This is a genomic window from Crossiella sp. NPDC003009 (assembly GCF_053591555.1).
This window is the reverse complement of the sequence record NZ_JBSFUA010000023.1, coordinates 46174-61466: the sequence shown is the minus strand read 5'-3', so window position 1 is coordinate 61466 and position 15293 is coordinate 46174. Positions and strand designations below refer to the sequence as shown.

General features: G+C 71.4%; 17 protein-coding genes. 7 read left to right on the top strand and 10 right to left on the bottom strand.

The genetic code is table 11. From position 1 onward, the window contains the following. Nucleotides 1-163: 163 nt before the first annotated feature. The gene (locus ACWDY5_RS23465; protein ID WP_283659178.1) at nucleotides 164-2242 is read right to left on the bottom strand and encodes a putative bifunctional diguanylate cyclase/phosphodiesterase; all 2079 of its coding nucleotides are present in this window, start codon (nucleotides 2240-2242) and stop codon (nucleotides 164-166) included. A gap of 57 nt (nucleotides 2243-2299) precedes the next feature. Next, nucleotides 2300-2656: a hypothetical protein gene (locus ACWDY5_RS23460; protein ID WP_252485986.1), complete on the bottom strand. Its 357-nt coding sequence runs from the start codon at nucleotides 2654-2656 to the stop codon at nucleotides 2300-2302. Between the two features lie 69 nt (nucleotides 2657-2725). Here ACWDY5_RS23460 and ACWDY5_RS23455 point away from each other — a divergent pair, with 69 nt between their 5' ends. After that, nucleotides 2726-3511 carry a glycerophosphodiester phosphodiesterase family protein gene (locus tag ACWDY5_RS23455; protein ID WP_449724308.1) on the top strand — a complete coding sequence of 262 codons (786 nt, stop codon included), beginning with the start codon at nucleotides 2726-2728 and terminating at the stop codon, nucleotides 3509-3511. Nucleotide 3512: 1 nt separating this feature from the next. On the opposite strand, the gene ACWDY5_RS23450 is transcribed toward ACWDY5_RS23455, so the two are convergent. Together ACWDY5_RS23450 and ACWDY5_RS23445 are read right to left on the bottom strand one after the other, a co-directional pair. Further along, complete coding sequence (locus tag ACWDY5_RS23450) at nucleotides 3513-4139, bottom strand: transglycosylase family protein (protein ID WP_449724307.1); 627 nt, start codon at nucleotides 4137-4139, stop codon at nucleotides 3513-3515. 75 nt (nucleotides 4140-4214) lie between these two features. Next, nucleotides 4215-4613 (bottom strand): hypothetical protein, encoded by a 399-nt coding sequence (locus tag ACWDY5_RS23445; RefSeq protein ID WP_449724306.1) that lies wholly within the window; start codon nucleotides 4611-4613, stop codon nucleotides 4215-4217. Between the two features lie 143 nt (nucleotides 4614-4756). Here ACWDY5_RS23445 and ACWDY5_RS23440 point away from each other — a divergent pair, with 143 nt between their 5' ends. The 5 genes from ACWDY5_RS23440 to ACWDY5_RS23420 all read left to right on the top strand — a co-directional run bounded on the left by ACWDY5_RS23440 (nucleotide 4757) and on the right by ACWDY5_RS23420 (nucleotide 8469). Beyond that, nucleotides 4757-5410, top strand: coding sequence for an MBL fold metallo-hydrolase (locus ACWDY5_RS23440; protein WP_449724305.1), 654 nt, complete (start codon nucleotides 4757-4759; stop codon nucleotides 5408-5410). After that, nucleotides 5344-5517: a hypothetical protein gene (locus ACWDY5_RS23435; protein WP_449724304.1), complete on the top strand. Its 174-nt coding sequence runs from the start codon at nucleotides 5344-5346 to the stop codon at nucleotides 5515-5517. The genes ACWDY5_RS23440 and ACWDY5_RS23435 overlap by 67 nt, the downstream gene beginning before the upstream one ends. Nucleotides 5518-5653: 136 nt before the next feature. Next, on the top strand, nucleotides 5654-7066 hold the full coding sequence (locus ACWDY5_RS23430; protein WP_449724303.1) for an MFS transporter: 1413 nt from the start codon (nucleotides 5654-5656) through the stop codon (nucleotides 7064-7066). Between the two features lie 32 nt (nucleotides 7067-7098). Continuing rightward, nucleotides 7099-7872, top strand: a complete 774-nt coding sequence (locus tag ACWDY5_RS23425) for a thymidine kinase (protein WP_449724302.1) — start codon at nucleotides 7099-7101, stop codon at nucleotides 7870-7872. 249 nt (nucleotides 7873-8121) lie between these two features. Beyond that, entirely contained in the window at nucleotides 8122-8469 is a 348-nt protein-coding gene (locus tag ACWDY5_RS23420; RefSeq protein WP_185004641.1) for an RNA polymerase-binding protein RbpA, read from the top strand. Between the two features lie 90 nt (nucleotides 8470-8559). Here the strand turns inward: ACWDY5_RS23420 and ACWDY5_RS23415 are convergent, their stop codons facing one another. Further along, nucleotides 8560-9354 carry a polyprenol monophosphomannose synthase gene (locus ACWDY5_RS23415; RefSeq protein ID WP_449724301.1) on the bottom strand — a complete coding sequence of 265 codons (795 nt, stop codon included), beginning with the start codon at nucleotides 9352-9354 and terminating at the stop codon, nucleotides 8560-8562. A 249-nt stretch (nucleotides 9355-9603) separates the two neighbouring features. On the opposite strand from ACWDY5_RS23415, the gene ACWDY5_RS23410 reads away from it, so the two are divergent. Further along, nucleotides 9604-10386: an arylamine N-acetyltransferase family protein gene (locus ACWDY5_RS23410; RefSeq protein WP_449724300.1), complete on the top strand. Its 783-nt coding sequence runs from the start codon at nucleotides 9604-9606 to the stop codon at nucleotides 10384-10386. A 13-nt stretch (nucleotides 10387-10399) separates the two neighbouring features. On the opposite strand, the gene ACWDY5_RS23405 is transcribed toward ACWDY5_RS23410, so the two are convergent. The 5 genes from ACWDY5_RS23405 to ACWDY5_RS23385 all read right to left on the bottom strand — a co-directional run bounded on the left by ACWDY5_RS23405 (nucleotide 10400) and on the right by ACWDY5_RS23385 (nucleotide 15288). Further along, entirely contained in the window at nucleotides 10400-10741 is a 342-nt protein-coding gene (locus tag ACWDY5_RS23405) for a hypothetical protein (protein WP_449724299.1), read from the bottom strand. A gap of 197 nt (nucleotides 10742-10938) precedes the next feature. Continuing rightward, entirely contained in the window at nucleotides 10939-11337 is a 399-nt protein-coding gene (gene kal, locus ACWDY5_RS23400) for a 3-aminobutyryl-CoA ammonia lyase (protein WP_449724298.1), read from the bottom strand. After that, nucleotides 11334-12083, bottom strand: a complete 750-nt coding sequence (gene kamE, locus ACWDY5_RS23395; protein WP_283659186.1) for a lysine 5,6-aminomutase subunit beta — start codon at nucleotides 12081-12083, stop codon at nucleotides 11334-11336. The genes kal and kamE overlap by 4 nt, the downstream gene beginning before the upstream one ends. Beyond that, a complete protein-coding gene (gene kamD / locus ACWDY5_RS23390; RefSeq protein WP_449724297.1) occupies nucleotides 12080-13663 on the bottom strand; it encodes a lysine 5,6-aminomutase subunit alpha in 1584 nt (527 codons plus the stop codon). The genes kamE and kamD overlap by 4 nt, the downstream gene beginning before the upstream one ends. Next, nucleotides 13660-15288: an amidohydrolase gene (locus tag ACWDY5_RS23385; protein ID WP_449724367.1), complete on the bottom strand. Its 1629-nt coding sequence runs from the start codon at nucleotides 15286-15288 to the stop codon at nucleotides 13660-13662. Before ACWDY5_RS23385 ends, kamD begins: the two co-directional genes overlap by 4 nt. Nucleotides 15289-15293 lie beyond the last annotated feature (5 nt).

The window sequence follows — 15293 nt, the reverse complement described above, 5'->3', positions numbered from 1 at the left end:
GGACAACCCCCGCGGCTGGGGTTTCCTCACCCGAGGCCGGACCGGGCCGGGCCCAGCTGGTCGAGCAGGTCCGTGCCCTGGTCGCGGACAGCCGCGCGCAGGGACTCAGCGACCAGGAGACCTTGGAGCTCATCCGCTCGGTCCAGGCTTCCGACTCAGGACACTAGGGCTGCACCGCGGGCTGTTCCGGCGTCTCGGCCGGCATCGGCAGCGCGCGGCGGATGCCGTTCTGCTGCTCCTTGCGCTCGGCCAGCACCACCGGCAGCGGTCGCGGCCGCCCCAGGTGGAAGCCCTGCGCGACCCGCACGCCGAGCCGGGTCAGCGCCTCGACCTGGGTCGGGCGCTCCACCCACTCGGCCACCGCGGACAGGCCAAGGCCGCGGGCGATCTCCATGATGCCGGTGACCAGCACGCCGTCCCTGCTGCCGGTGTCGATGCCGCGGACGAACTCGCCGTCGATCTTCAACCCGGTGATCGGCAGGTGCTTGAGGTGCACGAACGAGCCGAAGCCGGAACCGAAGTCGTCCAGGGTGATCCGGCAGCCGATGGCGCGCAGCTGCTCGGCCAGGTGCCGGGCCGCGTCCAGGTTGGTCACCGCGGCGGTCTCGGTGATCTCCAGCCCGAGCCTGCCGGGGGCCACGCCCGCGCTGGCCAGGCGGTCCAGCACGAAGGCGGCGAAGTCCTCGTCCTCAAGGGTGCGGCCGGAGACGTTGACGTTGAACCGCAGCATCGGGTCCGGGTTGCGCACCAGCTGGTCGATGGCCTCGCCCAGCACCCAGCGGTCGATGTCGTGCACCAGGTTGCTGCGCTCGGCCGCGGGCAGGAACTCCGCCGGACCGGGCGTGGGCTGGTGCCCGTCCTCCAGGCGCAGCAGCAGCTCGTAGCCGACCGTGCGGGAGGTGCGCAGGTTGACCATCGGCATGGCGTGCAGCGCGAAACCGCCGCGCTCCAGCGCCCTGCGCAGCCGGTCCAGCACCGAGACCCGCTTGGCGGTGTCGGCGTAGTGCGCGGGGTCGTAGACGGTGACCCGGTTGCGGCCGTTGCCCTTGGAGGCGTAGAGCGCCAGGTCGGCGTTGGCCAGCACCGCCTCCCAGCCACCGGCCGGGTCGAACTTGGCCACGCCGGTGCTGGCGGTCATCCTGGTCGCCGCGCCACCGGCCACAACGGACAGTGCGGCCACCGCGGCGCCCAGCCGCTCGGCAATCTCCACCGCCTCCTCGGTGGCCACTCCCGGCAGCACCACGGCGAACTCGTCGCCGCCGAGCCGCCCGAGCAGCTGACCGGGCCGCAGCTTCTCCCGCAGCGCCGCGCCCAGGGTGCGCATCACGCGGTCGCCGACGGCGTGCCCGCGCAGGTCGTTCACATCCTTGAAGTTGTCCAGGTCCAGCAACAGCAGCGTGCCGTCCGCGCCGGAGGCCAGCTGGCGCTCCAGCTCGCGGGTCAGCGCGCGCCGGTTGGGCAGGCCGGTCAACGGGTCCTCATCGGCCATCCGCAGCAGCTCGCTGTGCAGCTGCCGGGACTGGGTGACATCCCGCGCGGTGCCCAGCATCCGCTCCGGCGCGCCGGCGGCGTCGCAGATGACCTCGCCGAAGCACTCGAAGATCCGCTCGTCACCGTTGTCGGCGCGGCAGATCCGGTGCGTGTAGGAGAACTTCTCGCCGGTGGTCAGCGACTGCTGGATGGCCCGGTCGACCAGCGGCCGGTCCTCCGGCGGCACCAGGGCCAGGTACCCGGCGTAGGTCAGCGCGGCGCCCGGCTCGTAGCCGAGCATCTCCAGCAGCGCCTCCGACCACAGCACCCGGTCGTCGTTGACGAACCACTCCCAGTTGCCCATCTGCCCGAGCACCTGGGCCCGGTGCAGCGCCTGGGCCTGGTGCACGGCCTGCAGCTCGCGGTCGCGCCACTGGGTGATGTCGGCGGCCCGGTAGAGCAGCTCGCGGCCGGACTCCAGCATGGTGCAGGTGATCTCCAGCCAGGTCGGCGGCTCACCGGTGGAGTTGGGGGCCAGCACGGGCTCGCCGCCGGAGGGGCCGTCGGGCACGCCGGGCAGCAGCGCGGGCAGCGACCGGCCCAGCGCCTGCGCCTCCGGCACCCGCAGCAGGGTCGCGAAGGCCGGGTTCAGCCACCGCAGCCTGCCTGCGAGGTCGGTGACGGCCACGCCGAAGTCGACGGTGCGCAACACCGCCTCCGCGCCGACCTCGTCCGTCACCTGCGCCTCCTTGCCGCCGGGCGCCATCGTCATCTCCCTGTGCACGTGCGGGCAAGAGCCCTCTTTTGGGCTCCGAGCTCTGGTTGACGACTATCGCAGTCGTTCCAGACCTCGGGCAGAGTCAACCAGACCCGCCGCCATCCGTCGCAACTCGCCGAGCTCCGCGCCGTCCTCGGCCGCGGTCATGACGTCCTCGGCCGCGCAGCGTAGCTGGAAAAGCCGGTCCTGGAGATCGGCGAGCTCGGCCGCGGACAACACCACGGCGTCCTCCGGCAGCCCGCCCCGCTGCACCTGGGCCCGCCGCTCGTAGGCGCGCTGCCGGCAGGGCTGGGCGCAGTAGCGGCGAGGTCTGCCGATCCGGCCGGAGTCGGGTAACGGGCGCCCGCACCACGCGCAATGCCGCACCTCGTGCCTGCGCGTCAGCGGCACCCCGGAGACCACCTCCATGGGTGCTGACGCTAGCCGGACCCGGGCTGCTCTCCCACCCGCCACGCCGCCGGTGCACACTCACACACTGTGCAGGCACATCCTCACCCCTACCTCGACGGCCCGTTCCCGCGCGCGTTCGCCCACCGGGGCTGGCACCTGGACGAGCTGGCGGACATGGAGAACTCGCTGAGCGGCTTCCGGCGGGCCGCGAAAGAAGGGTTCAGTTACCTGGAGACCGACGTGCACGCGACCAGCGACGGCGTGGTTGTGGTGCACCACGACGACCTGCTGGACCGCACCACTGACGGCGTCGGCGCGGTCGCCGACCAGCTCTGGGCGCAGGTGAAGCTGGCCAAGGTCGCCGGGATCGAGCCGATCGCCCGGCTGGAGGACCTCCTGGAGGAGCTGCCGGAGGCGTTCCTGAACATCGACGTCAAGTCCGACTCCGCGGTCGGCCCGGTGCTGCGCCTCCTGCAGCGCACCGGCGCTTGGGACCGGGTCTGCCTGGCCTCCTTCTCCGAGCGGCGGCTGGCCCGGCTGCGCAGGCTGGCCGGGCCACGCCTGATGACCGCGCTGGGCCCGCGCTCGGTGGGCGCGCTGTGGGCAGGCGGCCGGTTCCGCCCGCTGGCCCTGCGCGGGGCGGTCCGGGGCCACCTGGCGCAGGTCCCGTCCAGGGCCGGGCGGCTGACCGTGGTGGACCGCCGGTTCGTCGCCGCGGCGCACCGGATGGGCATCGAGGTGCACGTGTGGACCATCGACACCGCCGAGGAGATGACCGCACTGCTGGACGCGGGCGTGGACGGCATCGTCACCGACCGCCCCGACCTGCTCCGCGAGGTCCTGCGCGCCCGCGCGCTGTGGCCGGCCGGCTGAGCTATCTCGGCGGCTTGCCGGTCCAGGCCGCGGTCCAGGTCTTCGGCCCGAGCAGGCCGGAGTCCCTGATGCCGTTGGCCCGTTGCAGCTCGAGCACGGCCGTGCGGGTCTTGTCGTGGTAGCAGCCGGTGCCGGTGAACCCGTAGCCGTAGGCGTTCATCCGCAGCTGCCAGGTCCGCAGCGCCGGGTGGCAGTCCCCCGGCCCGAACACCTGCCCGGGCCAGCCCGGGATCTTGGCCCCGCTGATGTAGGCGGCCTCGCCGTAGTCGGGCACCCGCCTGCTGCGCGCGTCCCGGTCATCGCGCAGCCCGAGCTTGCCCGCACACTCCCACGGCTGCCAGCCCCGCATCCGGTACAGGTAGAGCGCCCGGAAGTCCTGCTCGGCCGCACTGGCCTGGTGCGGCAGCCCGGCGCCGCCGACGCTGCGCCAGGTGGGCAGGTCGAACTGGTAGGCGCCGTAGTAGCCGTTGCCGGTGTTGGCGTGGTAGCGGTCGGTGGACTCGCACATCCGTAACCGCTGCCAGTCCACTGTGGACGGATCAGCCGCCGCGACCCCGCCAAAGGCGACCACGGCAGCGCCCGCGGCGAACAGCACGGCCACCGCCCGAACGAGACGCGCTCTGTCCATAGTGGACACCGTAGGTCCCGGCCCCACCCGTCACAACCGCACCACGCGTCACAGTCCGGACATTGCCCCAGCCCATCAGCCTCCGACGAGGTCCCGAATCCGATCCAGCTTTTGCTCCGGACTCAGCCCTGTCGTGGCGTTGACGAGCAGACCGTCGAGCACAGCGCGAACGTCGTGTTCCTCTGGATCGAGGACCGCATCCAGGACCCTGGCACGCAGGTCGCCGTCCCGGTCGTAAACCCACACCGTTTGTTCCTGCCGCGGCTTGGTGTTGCAGTTCTTGTCGAGCACTCCCAACGGGAAGTGCCCGATTCCCGCAGCCTCCAAGTTGGCGGCAATCTTCCCCAGCACCAGCGACCCGAGTTTCTGGTGGCCGAGGTCCTTTCGGAGATCCCCGAGCGAGACCCTGATCAGGCCTCCACCGGCCCGACACCGGGCGGCGACGTCCTCGGCGTTGTTGTCTGGACCGCTCATACGAACCTCACTTGATAGAAGTCAGCGATCGTGAACAAAACATCGCGAAGGCGGGTCACGCGTTAGCCAATCGAAGGTCACAAAGTTGTGCGATCGAGCAACGACAAAGTTACGACGACCCCAACTGCACCTACGCTCCGCCGATGAGCCGGCTCCAGCTGACCGTCCTGGGCAACGCCACGCCCTACCCCACCGCCGAGAACCCCTGCTCCGGCTACCTGGTCACCAGCGGCGACACCCGGATCTGGCTGGACGCCGGCACCGGCACCCTCGGCCCGCTGCAACGGCACGCCCGCCTGGACGAGCTCACCGCTATCTGGATCTCGCACGCCCACGCCGACCACTCCGCCGACCTGCTCACCGCGTTCTACGCCCTGCGCTACGCCGACCTCGACCGCCCGGCCCCGCTCCCCCTGCACGGCCCGCCCGGCCTGGCCGACCGCCTGGCCGCCTTCCTCACCAACGGACCGGCGCGCAGCCCGGTGGAGGAGGCCTTCGCCTGCCACGAGCTGCGCGACGGCCAGCAGCTCCGCCTCGGCGAGCTGACCCTGACCACCCGCGCGGTCGAGCACGGCATCCCGGCCTTCGCGGTCCGCGTCGACTCCGGCACCCGCTCGCTGGTCTTCTCCGGCGACACCGCGGCCTGCCCCGCGCTGACCGAGCTGGCCCGCGACTGCGACCTGCTGCTGTGCGAGGCCGAGAGCGACCGGCACCCCGAGGGCAGACCCCGGTGCACCACACCCCGGAGGACGCCGGGGACACCGCGCGGGCGGCGGGCGCGCGCGGGCTGGCGCTGACCCACCTCGGCCGGTTCCTCTCCCCCGCCGATGCGGTGGCCCGCGCCGCGACCCGGTACGACGGGCCGGTGGCCTACGCCGAGCCGGGGTCGCGGATCACGGTCTGAGGTGATCCACAGTGACGATCTGGGTGGAAATACCTGACTTCGTCACGACTCGCTCGCGGGCGCGCCGGAACGTTGTCCACGGCCAGTACAGTCCCCCCACTGCGCGGGTCCAGCACCCCGCGCCGGGAGGTCGGGGATGAGTGGAGCAGACACTGTGCACACCGCGGTCGGCACGCCGGAGGACCGGCGGCGGATACAGCGCGGATGGTGTTGGTACGACTGGGCGAACTCGGTCTTCCCGACCTCCGTGGTCACCGTCTTCCTCTCGCTTTACCTGACCTCGATCGCGCGCGCCGCGGCCGAGGCGGACACCGCGCTCAACGGGCCCGCGCCGTGTGCCGGCGACAACACGCTGGTGCAGTGCGACGTGACCTTCCTCGGCCTGCAGTTCCCGGCCGGATCGCTGTGGGGCTACCTGCTCTCCTTCGCCACCGTGATCCAGGTGCTGGTGCTGCCGGTGGCCGGGGCGATCGCCGACCGGAGCGCGAACAAGCGGCGGATGCTGGCCGGGTTCGCCTTCACCGGCGCGGTGGCCACCTGCCTGCTCGCGCTGGTGGAGGGGCAGAACTGGCAGATCGGGGTGTTGCTGTTCACCATCGGCAACATCTGCTGGGGCACCTCGGTGGTGATCTACTACGCGTTCATCCCGGAGATCTCCACCGCCGACGAGCGGGACGCGCTGTCCTCGCGGGGCTGGGCCTTCGGCTACCTGGGCGGCGGGGTGTGCCTGGCGTTGCAGCTGGCGCTGTTCCTCGGGCACGAGTCGCTGGGGCTGGCGCAGAGCGAGGCGGTGCGGGCCTGCTTCATCCTGACCGGGATCTGGTGGGCTGTGTTCACCCTGGTGCCGCTGCGAGTGCTGCGGGACCGGCCGCGGCAGGAGCGGATCGACCTGGGCGGCGGCAAGATCACCGGCGGTTTCCGCGAACTGGGCGACACCATGCGCTACGCGCGGAAGTTCCCGCTCACGCTGGCCTTCCTCGGCTCCTACCTGATCTTCACCGACGGCATCTCCACGGTGGCCAACGTGGCAGGCCAGTACGGCAGCCTCGAGCTGAAGCTGCCGCAGTCCACGCTGATCACCGCGATCCTGATGACCCAGTTCGTGGCCTTCATCGGCGGCGTGCTGCACGGGCAGGTGGCCAGGCGCATCGGGGCGAAGAAGACCATCCTGGGCAGCCTGGTGGTGTGGCTGGTGATGCTCGTGCTGGCCTACTTCGTGCAGGCCGGGGAGCAGCTGCAGTTCTTCGGCATCGCCGCGGGCATCGGCCTGGTGCTCGGCGGCACCAACGCGCTGGCCCGCTCGCTGTTCAGCCAGATGGTCCCGGCCGGCAAGGAGGGCCAGTACTTCGCCGTCTACGAGATCGGCGAGCGCTCCACCTCCTGGCTCGGCCCGCTGGTCTACGCGGGGATCGGCCAGGCCACCGGCTCGTTCCGGCTGGCCATCCTGAGCATGATGATCTTTTTCATCGTCGGTTTCATCCTGGTCTGGCTGGTTCCCGTGCGGCGCGCGATCCGCGCTGTGGGCAACTCGGAACCGGCGGTGCTGTGATCAACAACGGCTTCCCGTTAGGGTCACGGCCCGTGGACGTACTAGCGGTAGCCAACCAACCGGACCCCACCGACGCCCTGTCCGCGGTTCCCGCGGCCGGAGCGCGGCGGGCCCTGCCCGTCTCGGGCCGGCTGCGGTTCTTCTACGGACCCATGGACTGCGGCAAGTCCACCCTTGCCTTGCAGATCGACCACAACCTGGCCCGGCAGGGCCGGGGCGGCCTGCTGCTCGTCCGGCACGACCGGTCGGGGCAGCCGCAGATCTCCAGCCGGATCGGGGTGTCCCGGCACGCGGTGGAGGTGCACGAGGACACCGACCTGGTGCTGCTGGTCCGGCAGTGCTGGGCCGAGGGCCGCCGGGTCGACTACGTGATCGTCGACGAGGCGCAGTTCCTCAGCGCCGCGCAGGTCGAACAGCTCGCCGAGCTGGCCGACGAGGTGCAGGTCGACGTGTACTGCTTCGGTATCGCCACCGACTTCCGCAGCGAGCTGTTCCCGGGCTCGCGGCGGCTGTTCGAGCTCGCCGACGAGCTGCAGGCGGTGCAGGTGGAGGTGCTGTGCTGGTGCGGGCTGCAGGGGCGGTTCAACGCCCGGATTCTGGGTAACCAGATAGTCCGTGCGGGTGACACGGTCTTCGTGGCGGACACGGTGGCCGCTACGGACCCGTCAGCGCCGGATACGGACCGTGCACAGCGCGAGTGCGACTCAAGCGCTACGGTCCGTTATCAGGTGCTCTGTCGGCGGCACTTTCGTCTAGGTGAGCTTGGTCCCACCTCGACGCCGGTAGGCCAGCTCAGCCTGGCTTGATCTGCTCCAAGACCCAAAACCTACCCCCAACTGGGTGAACTAGCCGTAGCATGCGCTGATAACGCGTCATGACGCTGCGGCGATGGCATCCCTATGGAGGACGTCCTCGTTGATAGGTGAAATAGGTCACCGAGGGCGACCAACTAGGCCAAACCGGGAACGACAACGACGCCCTCGTTGTTGCACTCTGTAAGCAGTACGCCGTGAGCTCAAGGCGGGCGGTCTTGAGCCGAGCGAAAGGACACCGTCATGGCCGACCGCGTTTTGCGTGGCAGCCGGCTCGGAGCTGTCAGCTACGAGACCGACCGTAACCACGACCTCGCACCGCGCCGGTCGGTGCGGTACGCCTGCCCGAAGGGGCACGAGTTCGACGTCCCGTTCGCCGACGACGCGGAACTCCCCTCGACCTGGGAGTGTCGTCTGCACGGGACCGAGTCGGAGATGATCGACGGCAGCCAGCCGGAGGCGAAGAAGGTCAAGCCGCCGCGCACCCACTGGGACATGCTGCTCGAGCGTCGCTCCATTCCCGAACTGGAGGAGCTGCTCACCGAGCGGCTCGAGGAGCTTCGGGGTCGCCGGAGCGCCACCTCCGCCTGACCCGCACCACCGCACCTCCCGCGCACAGGAAAAAATACGAAGGCCGCCTGGTTCTCCCGCCCAGGCGGCCTTCGTGCGTCTACGGCAGGCTCAGCGCTTGCGGAAGACCTTCTTGACCTGGTTGACCCGGTGCTTGGCACCCCACTGGGTCACTCGCCACAGCGCCTCGGTGACGATGTTGCCGCTCATCTTGGACACGCCGATGGCGCGCTCGGTGAAGGTGATCGGCACCTCGACCACGCGGTAGCCGCCGAGGATGGTGCGCCAGGCCAGGTCGACCTGGAAGCAGTAGCCCTGGGACTGCACGCCGTCCTGGATGATCTTGTCCAGCACCTCGCGGCGGAAGGCCCGGTAGCCGCCGGTGATGTCGTTGAGCCGCACCCCGAGGGCGAGCTTGGAGTAGATGTTGCCGCCCCGGGAGAGGAACTGGCGGTGCCAGGGCCAGTTGACCACCTTGCCGCCGGTGACGTAACGGGAGCCCAGCACCAGATCGGAGTCGATCAGCGCGTTGAGCAGGCGGGGCAGGTCCTCCGGCGCGTGCGAGCCGTCGGCGTCCATCTCCACCACGGCCGCGTACTCCCGCTCCAGGGCCCACTTGAACCCGGCGATGTAGGCGGCGCCGAGGCCGGCCTTCTCGGTGCGGTGCATGACGTGGATGCGGCCGCGCTCGTCGTCGGCTGCCATCTGGTCGGCGACCTCGCCAGTGCCGTCCGGGCTGCCGTCGTCGACGACCAGGACGTGGGCCTCGGGCAACGTCGCGTGCAGCCTGCCCACGATGAGCTGGACGTTCTCCCGCTCGTTGTAGGTCGGGATCACCACCAGCACCGGGCTGGGCGGCCCGCTAGGGCTCGGGTTCTCCGCGTGGCTGTCGCGCTGGTCCGCCATCCGTGTCCTCCTCGCCGGCGGTGGGCGGCGCAAGTGCCACCACCGGTCGGTGTTCGTCCTACGTCGTCAGGGCGCCGGTGTGGTCGCGGCCATGATCCATTCGGGCCATCGACCGGGATACGCTAACCAGCGTAGTCGCAGACCGTAGCGGAGCCGGGACCAGCGGGCCCCGCGACCGGCACAACTGAGTCTTCCGGGTGACGAAGAACGCCTGGACCTCCACCGCGCCCGAGGTTGCAGACTGCCCTGGTGGACACCACGACCCAGCACGCCTACCTCGCCCGCATCGGCGCCGAACACCCCGCCGCACCCACCGCCGCCGCCCTCGCTGACCTGCAACGACGCCACCTGCGCACGGTCCCCTTCGAGAACCTGGGGGTCCACCTGCCCGGCACCCTGACCCTGGACCCGGCCGCACTGGCCGAGAAGATCATCACCCGGCGGCGCGGCGGCTTCTGCTTCGAGCTCAACGGCCTGTTCGCCGAGCTGCTGCGCGGCGTGGGCTTCCAGGTGACGCTGACCGGCGCGCGGGTCTTCCACAACGCGGGCGTCGGCCCGCCGCAGGACCACCTGGCGCTGCTGGTGACCGACGAGGAAGGGGTGGTGTGGCTCTCCGACGTCGGCTTCGGCCGCTTCGCGCTCTCCCCGCTGCGCTGGACCGCCCGCGAGCCGCAACAGGACGCGACCGGCACCTTCCGCCTGGTGGACACCCCGGACGGCGAGGTCGAGGTCTGGCACGGCGAGACGGGCGCCTACCGGGTCGACCCGAGGCCGCTGGCGCTGAGCGACTTCGAGCCGATGTGCTGGTGGCACCAGAGCTCCCCCAAGTCCCACTTCACCCGCAACGTGACGTGCTCGCTGCCGACCGGCGACGGCGCGGACCGGATCACGCTGTCCGGGCACACGCTGATCCGGTCCGAGGGCGGACAGCGGACCGAGCAACGGCTGGAGCCGTCGGAGCTGCTCGCCGCCTACCGCGAGTGGTTCGGCATCGAGCTGGACCAGCTGCCCGCCCAGCCCCAGCCGGCCTGACCGCCGCCCGCCCTCAGCTGAACCGCGCGGAGCGGAACTTCAGGCTCTCGGTGGCCTGGCTGCCCGCGTTGAGGCGGTAGGCGGCGCCGGCGCAGTTGGGGTCCTTGAACAGCACCACCGCGGAGCCGGTGCGGTTGACCGGTGTGAAGGCGTACCCGGCGACGGTGGTGGCGAAGTCGGTGACCTCGTGGCACTCGTAGCTGGCCGGGTTGGCCACCTTGGTCTCCAGCAGCACACCGTCGGCGTCGTGGTACTGGAAGCTGAACTCGCCCTCCGCGGCGGAGGCGGCGGGCGCCGCGGCCAGGCCGACGGCGCAGGCGCTCGCCACGGTCAGGAACAGTGCTCGGTAACGCATGGGAACCCTCCTTCGAGGTGCGGACTGGGCTTCTCGCCTACCCGCCGCACCCGGCTTCCCCGTCCCGATCCCCCGGCCGCGCTCACCCACCCGGCCGGTCGGCCGGGCGCGTACCAGCTCGCTGAACAGCGCGAACCCGCCCCCGCGCGGAGGCCGGGCCACCCGAACGGGCGGCAGGGCGGGTTCGCGGTCAGCGGTCAGGTGGTGGGGATCGGCACCACGACGGTGCCGGTGGCCCTGGTGACCACCAGCGGTTCGGTGAGCACGTCGGCCGAGGACGGCCCCCGGTCCGGGTTGGCCCGGCAGGTCACCCTGGCCTCGAAGGCCACCGTGCGGGAGCGGTTGCCGATGCGGGTCAGCGTCGCGGTCACCTCCACCACGTCACCGGCGTGCACCGGGGCCAGGAACTCCACGTTGCCGTACCCGGCGAACAGGCCCTCGTCGCCGTCGGTGCGGATGCACAACTCGGTGGCCACGTCGCCGAACAGGCCCAGGCTGTAGGCGCCGTCGACCAGGTTGCCGCCGTAGTGGGCGTGCGCGTAGGGCACGTAGCGGGAGTGGGTGACCGAGAAGCCCTCGACCAGGGAGTCGCTCACGCTGCTGTCACCTTTCGATCGGCCATGGCGTGGACCAGGAAGCTGGCCACCTCGCCGGGGGTGGTGCCGCGGCCGAAGACGCGGTCGACGCCGAGCTCATCGGCCATCAGCGGGTCGAAGCGGGGGCCGCCGGCGACCAGCAGCGGGCGGCGTTCCCCCATGGCCTCGCGGAAGGCCGCGGACATCTCCTGGGTGTTGAGGATGTGCGCGTCCCGCTGGGTGACCACCTGGGAGACCAGCACCGCGTCCGCCTTCTCCGCGCGGGCCCGCTTGACCAGGTCCGGCACGGTGACCTGGGCGCCCAGGTTGATCACCCGCAGCTCCCGGTAGTACTCCAGGCCCTTCTCCCCGGCGAAGCCCTTGATGTTGAGGATGGCGTCGATGCCCACGGTGTGCGCGTCGGTGCCGATGCAGGCGCCGACCACGGTCAGCTTGCGGCGCAACCGCTTCTTCACCGCCGCGTTCACATCGGCCGGGCTCAGCAGCGGGTACTCGCGCTCCACCACCTGCACCGCGTCCAGGTCCACGATGTGCTGGACCGAGCCGTAGACCACCACGAAGGTGAAGTCGGCGCCGATGGCGTGGGAGTGCACCACCATCGCCGGGTCCATGCCCATCTTGTTCGCCAGCTGCTGCGCGGCGCCCTCGGCGCGCGGGCCGTGCGGGACGGGCAGGGTGAACGACATCTGCACCATGCCGTCGCCGGTGGTGTCGCCGTAGGGGCGCACGTGCCGCTTCTCGCTCATCGGTCGCTCCCCTCGTCCAAGAGGTCGCTCGCCGGGTTCACGTAACCATCCGCCTTCTCGATCACGCCGTCGGCGCCCTTGCCCCCGTCCGGCGGGCGTTTCATCAACCCGAAGGTGCCCTGGGCGATCGCGGTGAGCAGGCCGTCGTCGACGATGCGCTCCAACAGGTCCACCGCCTCGCCGAGCACCTGGTGCGCGCGCTTGACGATGAAGCCGTCCGGCGCGGGCCGGAAGTCCTCGGCCAGCTTGCCGGCCGCGCCCAGCACGTAGCGCACGTTGGCCAGCGCCAGGTCCCGGTCGGACAGCCACGGGGTGACCACGGCCTCGGTCATCATGCCCACCAACAGGATGCTCTGCCCGGTCAGCACCCCGGCCAGGTTGAAGAAGCCGTCCAGCAGGTGGCCGCGGAAGACGTCGCCGGTCATGTGCTTGGTCGGCGGCATCCACTTCAGCGGCGCGTCCGGGAACAGCTCGCGGGCCAGCAGCGCGTGTGCGAGCTCCATCCGGAAGGAGTCCGGCAGCTCCGGGTTGATCTCGAAGGCGTGGCCGAGGCCGAGCAGCTCGTCGGGCAGTCCGGCCTCGTGCGCGAAGTGCTCGTTGAGCAGCTGGGACACCGTGACCGTGTGCGCGGCCTCCACCGCGTCGGCGGTGGTCAGGTAGTTGTCCTCGCCGGTGTTGATGATGATCCCGGCCCGCGCGTGCACCTGGCGGGAGAACCGTTGGTCCACAAAGGTTCTGATCGGGTTGATGTCGCGGAACAGGATGCCGTACATGCAGTCGTTGAGCATCATGTCCAGGCGTTCCAGCCCGCCCAGCACCGCGATCTCGGGCATGCACAGGCCGGAGGCGTAGTTGGTCAGCCGCACGTAGCGGCCGACCTCCTTGCTCACCTCGTCCAGCGCGGCCCGCATGATGCGGAAGTTCTCTTGGGTGGCATAGGTTCCGGCGAAACCGTGATGGGTCGCACCCTCGGGGACATAGTCCAGGAGGGACTGTCCGGTGGAGCGGATCACCGCGATCACGTCGGCTCCGGCGCGGGCGGCGTTGCAGGCGTGCACCACGTCCTCGTCGATGTCGCCGGTGGCCACGATCAGGTAGATCCACGGCCGCTGCGCGGGGTCGCCGATCTTGTCCACCAGCTTGGCGCGCTGGGCGCGGTTGCGGTCGATCCGCCGCATGCCCTTGGCCACGGCCACCCGCGCGGTCTTCGCCGCCCGCTCGGCGGCCTTGCCCTCGGGCACGGTGAACTCGACCTGACCGGCCGCGGTGGCCTCGGCCAGCTCGGTCAGGTCGGCGAAACCGTGCTGCTTGAGCGCGTGGAAGGCGGGCAGCGCCGCGCCGTGGGCCAGGCCGCACTGCTCGCGGATGGTGTCCACCACCCGGTTCACCCAGGGCACGTCGCCCGCGCGGTGCGTGGTGTCCGCGCCGGTGATGCCGGCCAGGCGCAGGGTGGCCCGTTCCACCGCGACCGTGGTGTGCGCTTTGGCCAGGCGCACCACCGGTTTCGCGGCCTCGGCGGCCAGCCGCCGCGCCCGTGCGACGACCTCCGCGTCGAGGTCGAGCATGCTCTCCCGGCTCACCCGCGATCCTCCTCCATGTCGTAGATGGTGCGCCCGCGCAACACGGTGCGCAGGCAGCGCGGCAGTCGCGCGCCCTCGTCGAGGCGGGGCAGCGCGGGCACCCTGGACCGCGGGTCGGTGGACCAGCGCTGCACCTTCTCATCCGGCGCGGCCACCACCAGCTCGTCGGCCTCCCACACCGCGTAGGTGGCGGGCGCGCCGGGCTGCAGGGTGCCGCTGAGCCCGTCCAGGACCCCGGCGGCCCGCCAGCCGCCGCGGGTGTGCGCGGTGAAGGCGGCCCTCGGCGAGATGCCCAGGCCCTCGGTGCGGTGGTAGACGGCGGCCCGCACGCTCGCCCACGGGTCCACCGGGGTGACCGGCACGTCGGAGCCGAAGGCCAGCACCATGCCGGCGGCGGCCACCGTGGCGAACGGGTTGAGCCGCTGCCCGCGCGGCAGGCCGAGGCGCTGGGCGTAGGCGCGCTCGGTGCCGCCCCAGGCGTGGTCGAACAGCGGCTGCATGGAGGCGATCACGCCCCATCCGGCCAGCCGCGCGGCCTGTTCCGCGGTGACCATCTCCAGGTGTTCCAGCCGGTGGTGCCGGGCTGCCAGAGCGGGTGCGCCGACCACGGTCTCCGCCTTGGCGAAGCCGGCCACGACCTGGGCCACCGCGCGGTCGCCGATAACGTGGAAGCCGCCCTGCACACCCGCCCTGGTGCAGGCGATGAGGTGGTCGGCGATGGCGTCGGCGTCCAGGTAGAGCGCGCCGGAGGTGCTGGGGTCGTCGGTGTAGGGCTCGCACAGCGCGGCGGTGCGGGAGCCGAGCGCGCCGTCGACGAACAGGTCCCCGGCCGCCCCGGCCGCGCCGAGCTCCTTGGCGGTGGCCAGTCCGCCTGCCTCGCCCCAGTAGCCGAAGACCTCCGGCACGGTGCCGGTGGCGGAGAGTGCGAGCAGGTCGGCGAGGTCCTCAGGGCTGGAGATGTCCGGCCCGGCGCACTCGTGCACCGAGGCCACGCCGAGCTTGGCCGCGTGCCGCAGGAACAGCAGCTGGGCTTCCCGCCGCTGTTCGGTGCTCAGCGACTCCTTGGCCGCCCTGCGCACGTGGTGGTGCGCCGCCCGCGCGAGGGGTCCCTGCTCGGACCAGCCGTCGGCGTCGCGGGCGGCCGGGGCCAGGTTGAGCAGTGCGGTGGAGACCAGCGCGGAGTGCACGTCGATCCGGGAGAGGTAGACCGGCGCGCCACCGGCGGCCTGGTCCAGCTCGGCGCGGGTCGGCGGGCGGCCCTCGGCCCAGTTGACCTCTTCCCAGCCGTGGCCCCAGATGACCACGCCGGGGTGCGCGCCGGCGTAGTCGCGGACCAGGTCGAGGCACTCGCCGAGGGTGCGGCAGCCGGTGAGGTCCAGGCCGCTGTACTGGAGCCCGGCGGAGGTGGCGTGCACGTGCGCGTCCACGAAGGCGGGCGCGACGAAGGCCCCGTCCAGGTCGAGGACCTGGGCGTCCGGGTGCAGGGCGCGGCCGACCGAGTCCTGCCCGACCCAGACCACGGTGCCGTCGGCGACGGCCATGGCGGTGGCATCCGGCGCGGCCGGTGAGTGCACGCGGCCGTTCAGCAGCAGCGTCGTGGTGGTGGCGGGGTTCGGGAGGTTCATGGTCG

Excerpts from the sequence above, each read along its gene's own strand:
- ACWDY5_RS23465 (WP_283659178.1), bottom strand. The coding sequence starts at position 2,242 with ATGACGATGGCGCCCGGCGGCAAGGAGGCGCAGGTGACGGACGAGGTC.
- ACWDY5_RS23460 (WP_252485986.1), bottom strand. The coding sequence starts at position 2,656 with ATGGAGGTGGTCTCCGGGGTGCCGCTGACGCGCAGGCACGAGGTGCGG.
- ACWDY5_RS23450 (WP_449724307.1), bottom strand. The coding sequence starts at position 4,139 with ATGGACAGAGCGCGTCTCGTTCGGGCGGTGGCCGTGCTGTTCGCCGCG.
- ACWDY5_RS23445 (WP_449724306.1), bottom strand. The coding sequence starts at position 4,613 with ATGAGCGGTCCAGACAACAACGCCGAGGACGTCGCCGCCCGGTGTCGG.
- ACWDY5_RS23440 (WP_449724305.1), top strand. The coding sequence starts at position 4,757 with ATGAGCCGGCTCCAGCTGACCGTCCTGGGCAACGCCACGCCCTACCCC.
- ACWDY5_RS23430 (WP_449724303.1), top strand. The coding sequence starts at position 5,654 with ATGAGTGGAGCAGACACTGTGCACACCGCGGTCGGCACGCCGGAGGAC.
- ACWDY5_RS23420 (WP_185004641.1), top strand. The coding sequence starts at position 8,122 with ATGGCCGACCGCGTTTTGCGTGGCAGCCGGCTCGGAGCTGTCAGCTAC.
- ACWDY5_RS23415 (WP_449724301.1), bottom strand. The coding sequence starts at position 9,354 with ATGGCGGACCAGCGCGACAGCCACGCGGAGAACCCGAGCCCTAGCGGG.
- ACWDY5_RS23405 (WP_449724299.1), bottom strand. The coding sequence starts at position 10,741 with ATGCGTTACCGAGCACTGTTCCTGACCGTGGCGAGCGCCTGCGCCGTC.
- kamE (WP_283659186.1), bottom strand. The coding sequence starts at position 12,083 with ATGAGCGAGAAGCGGCACGTGCGCCCCTACGGCGACACCACCGGCGAC.
- ACWDY5_RS23385 (WP_449724367.1), bottom strand. The coding sequence starts at position 15,288 with ATGAACCTCCCGAACCCCGCCACCACCACGACGCTGCTGCTGAACGGC.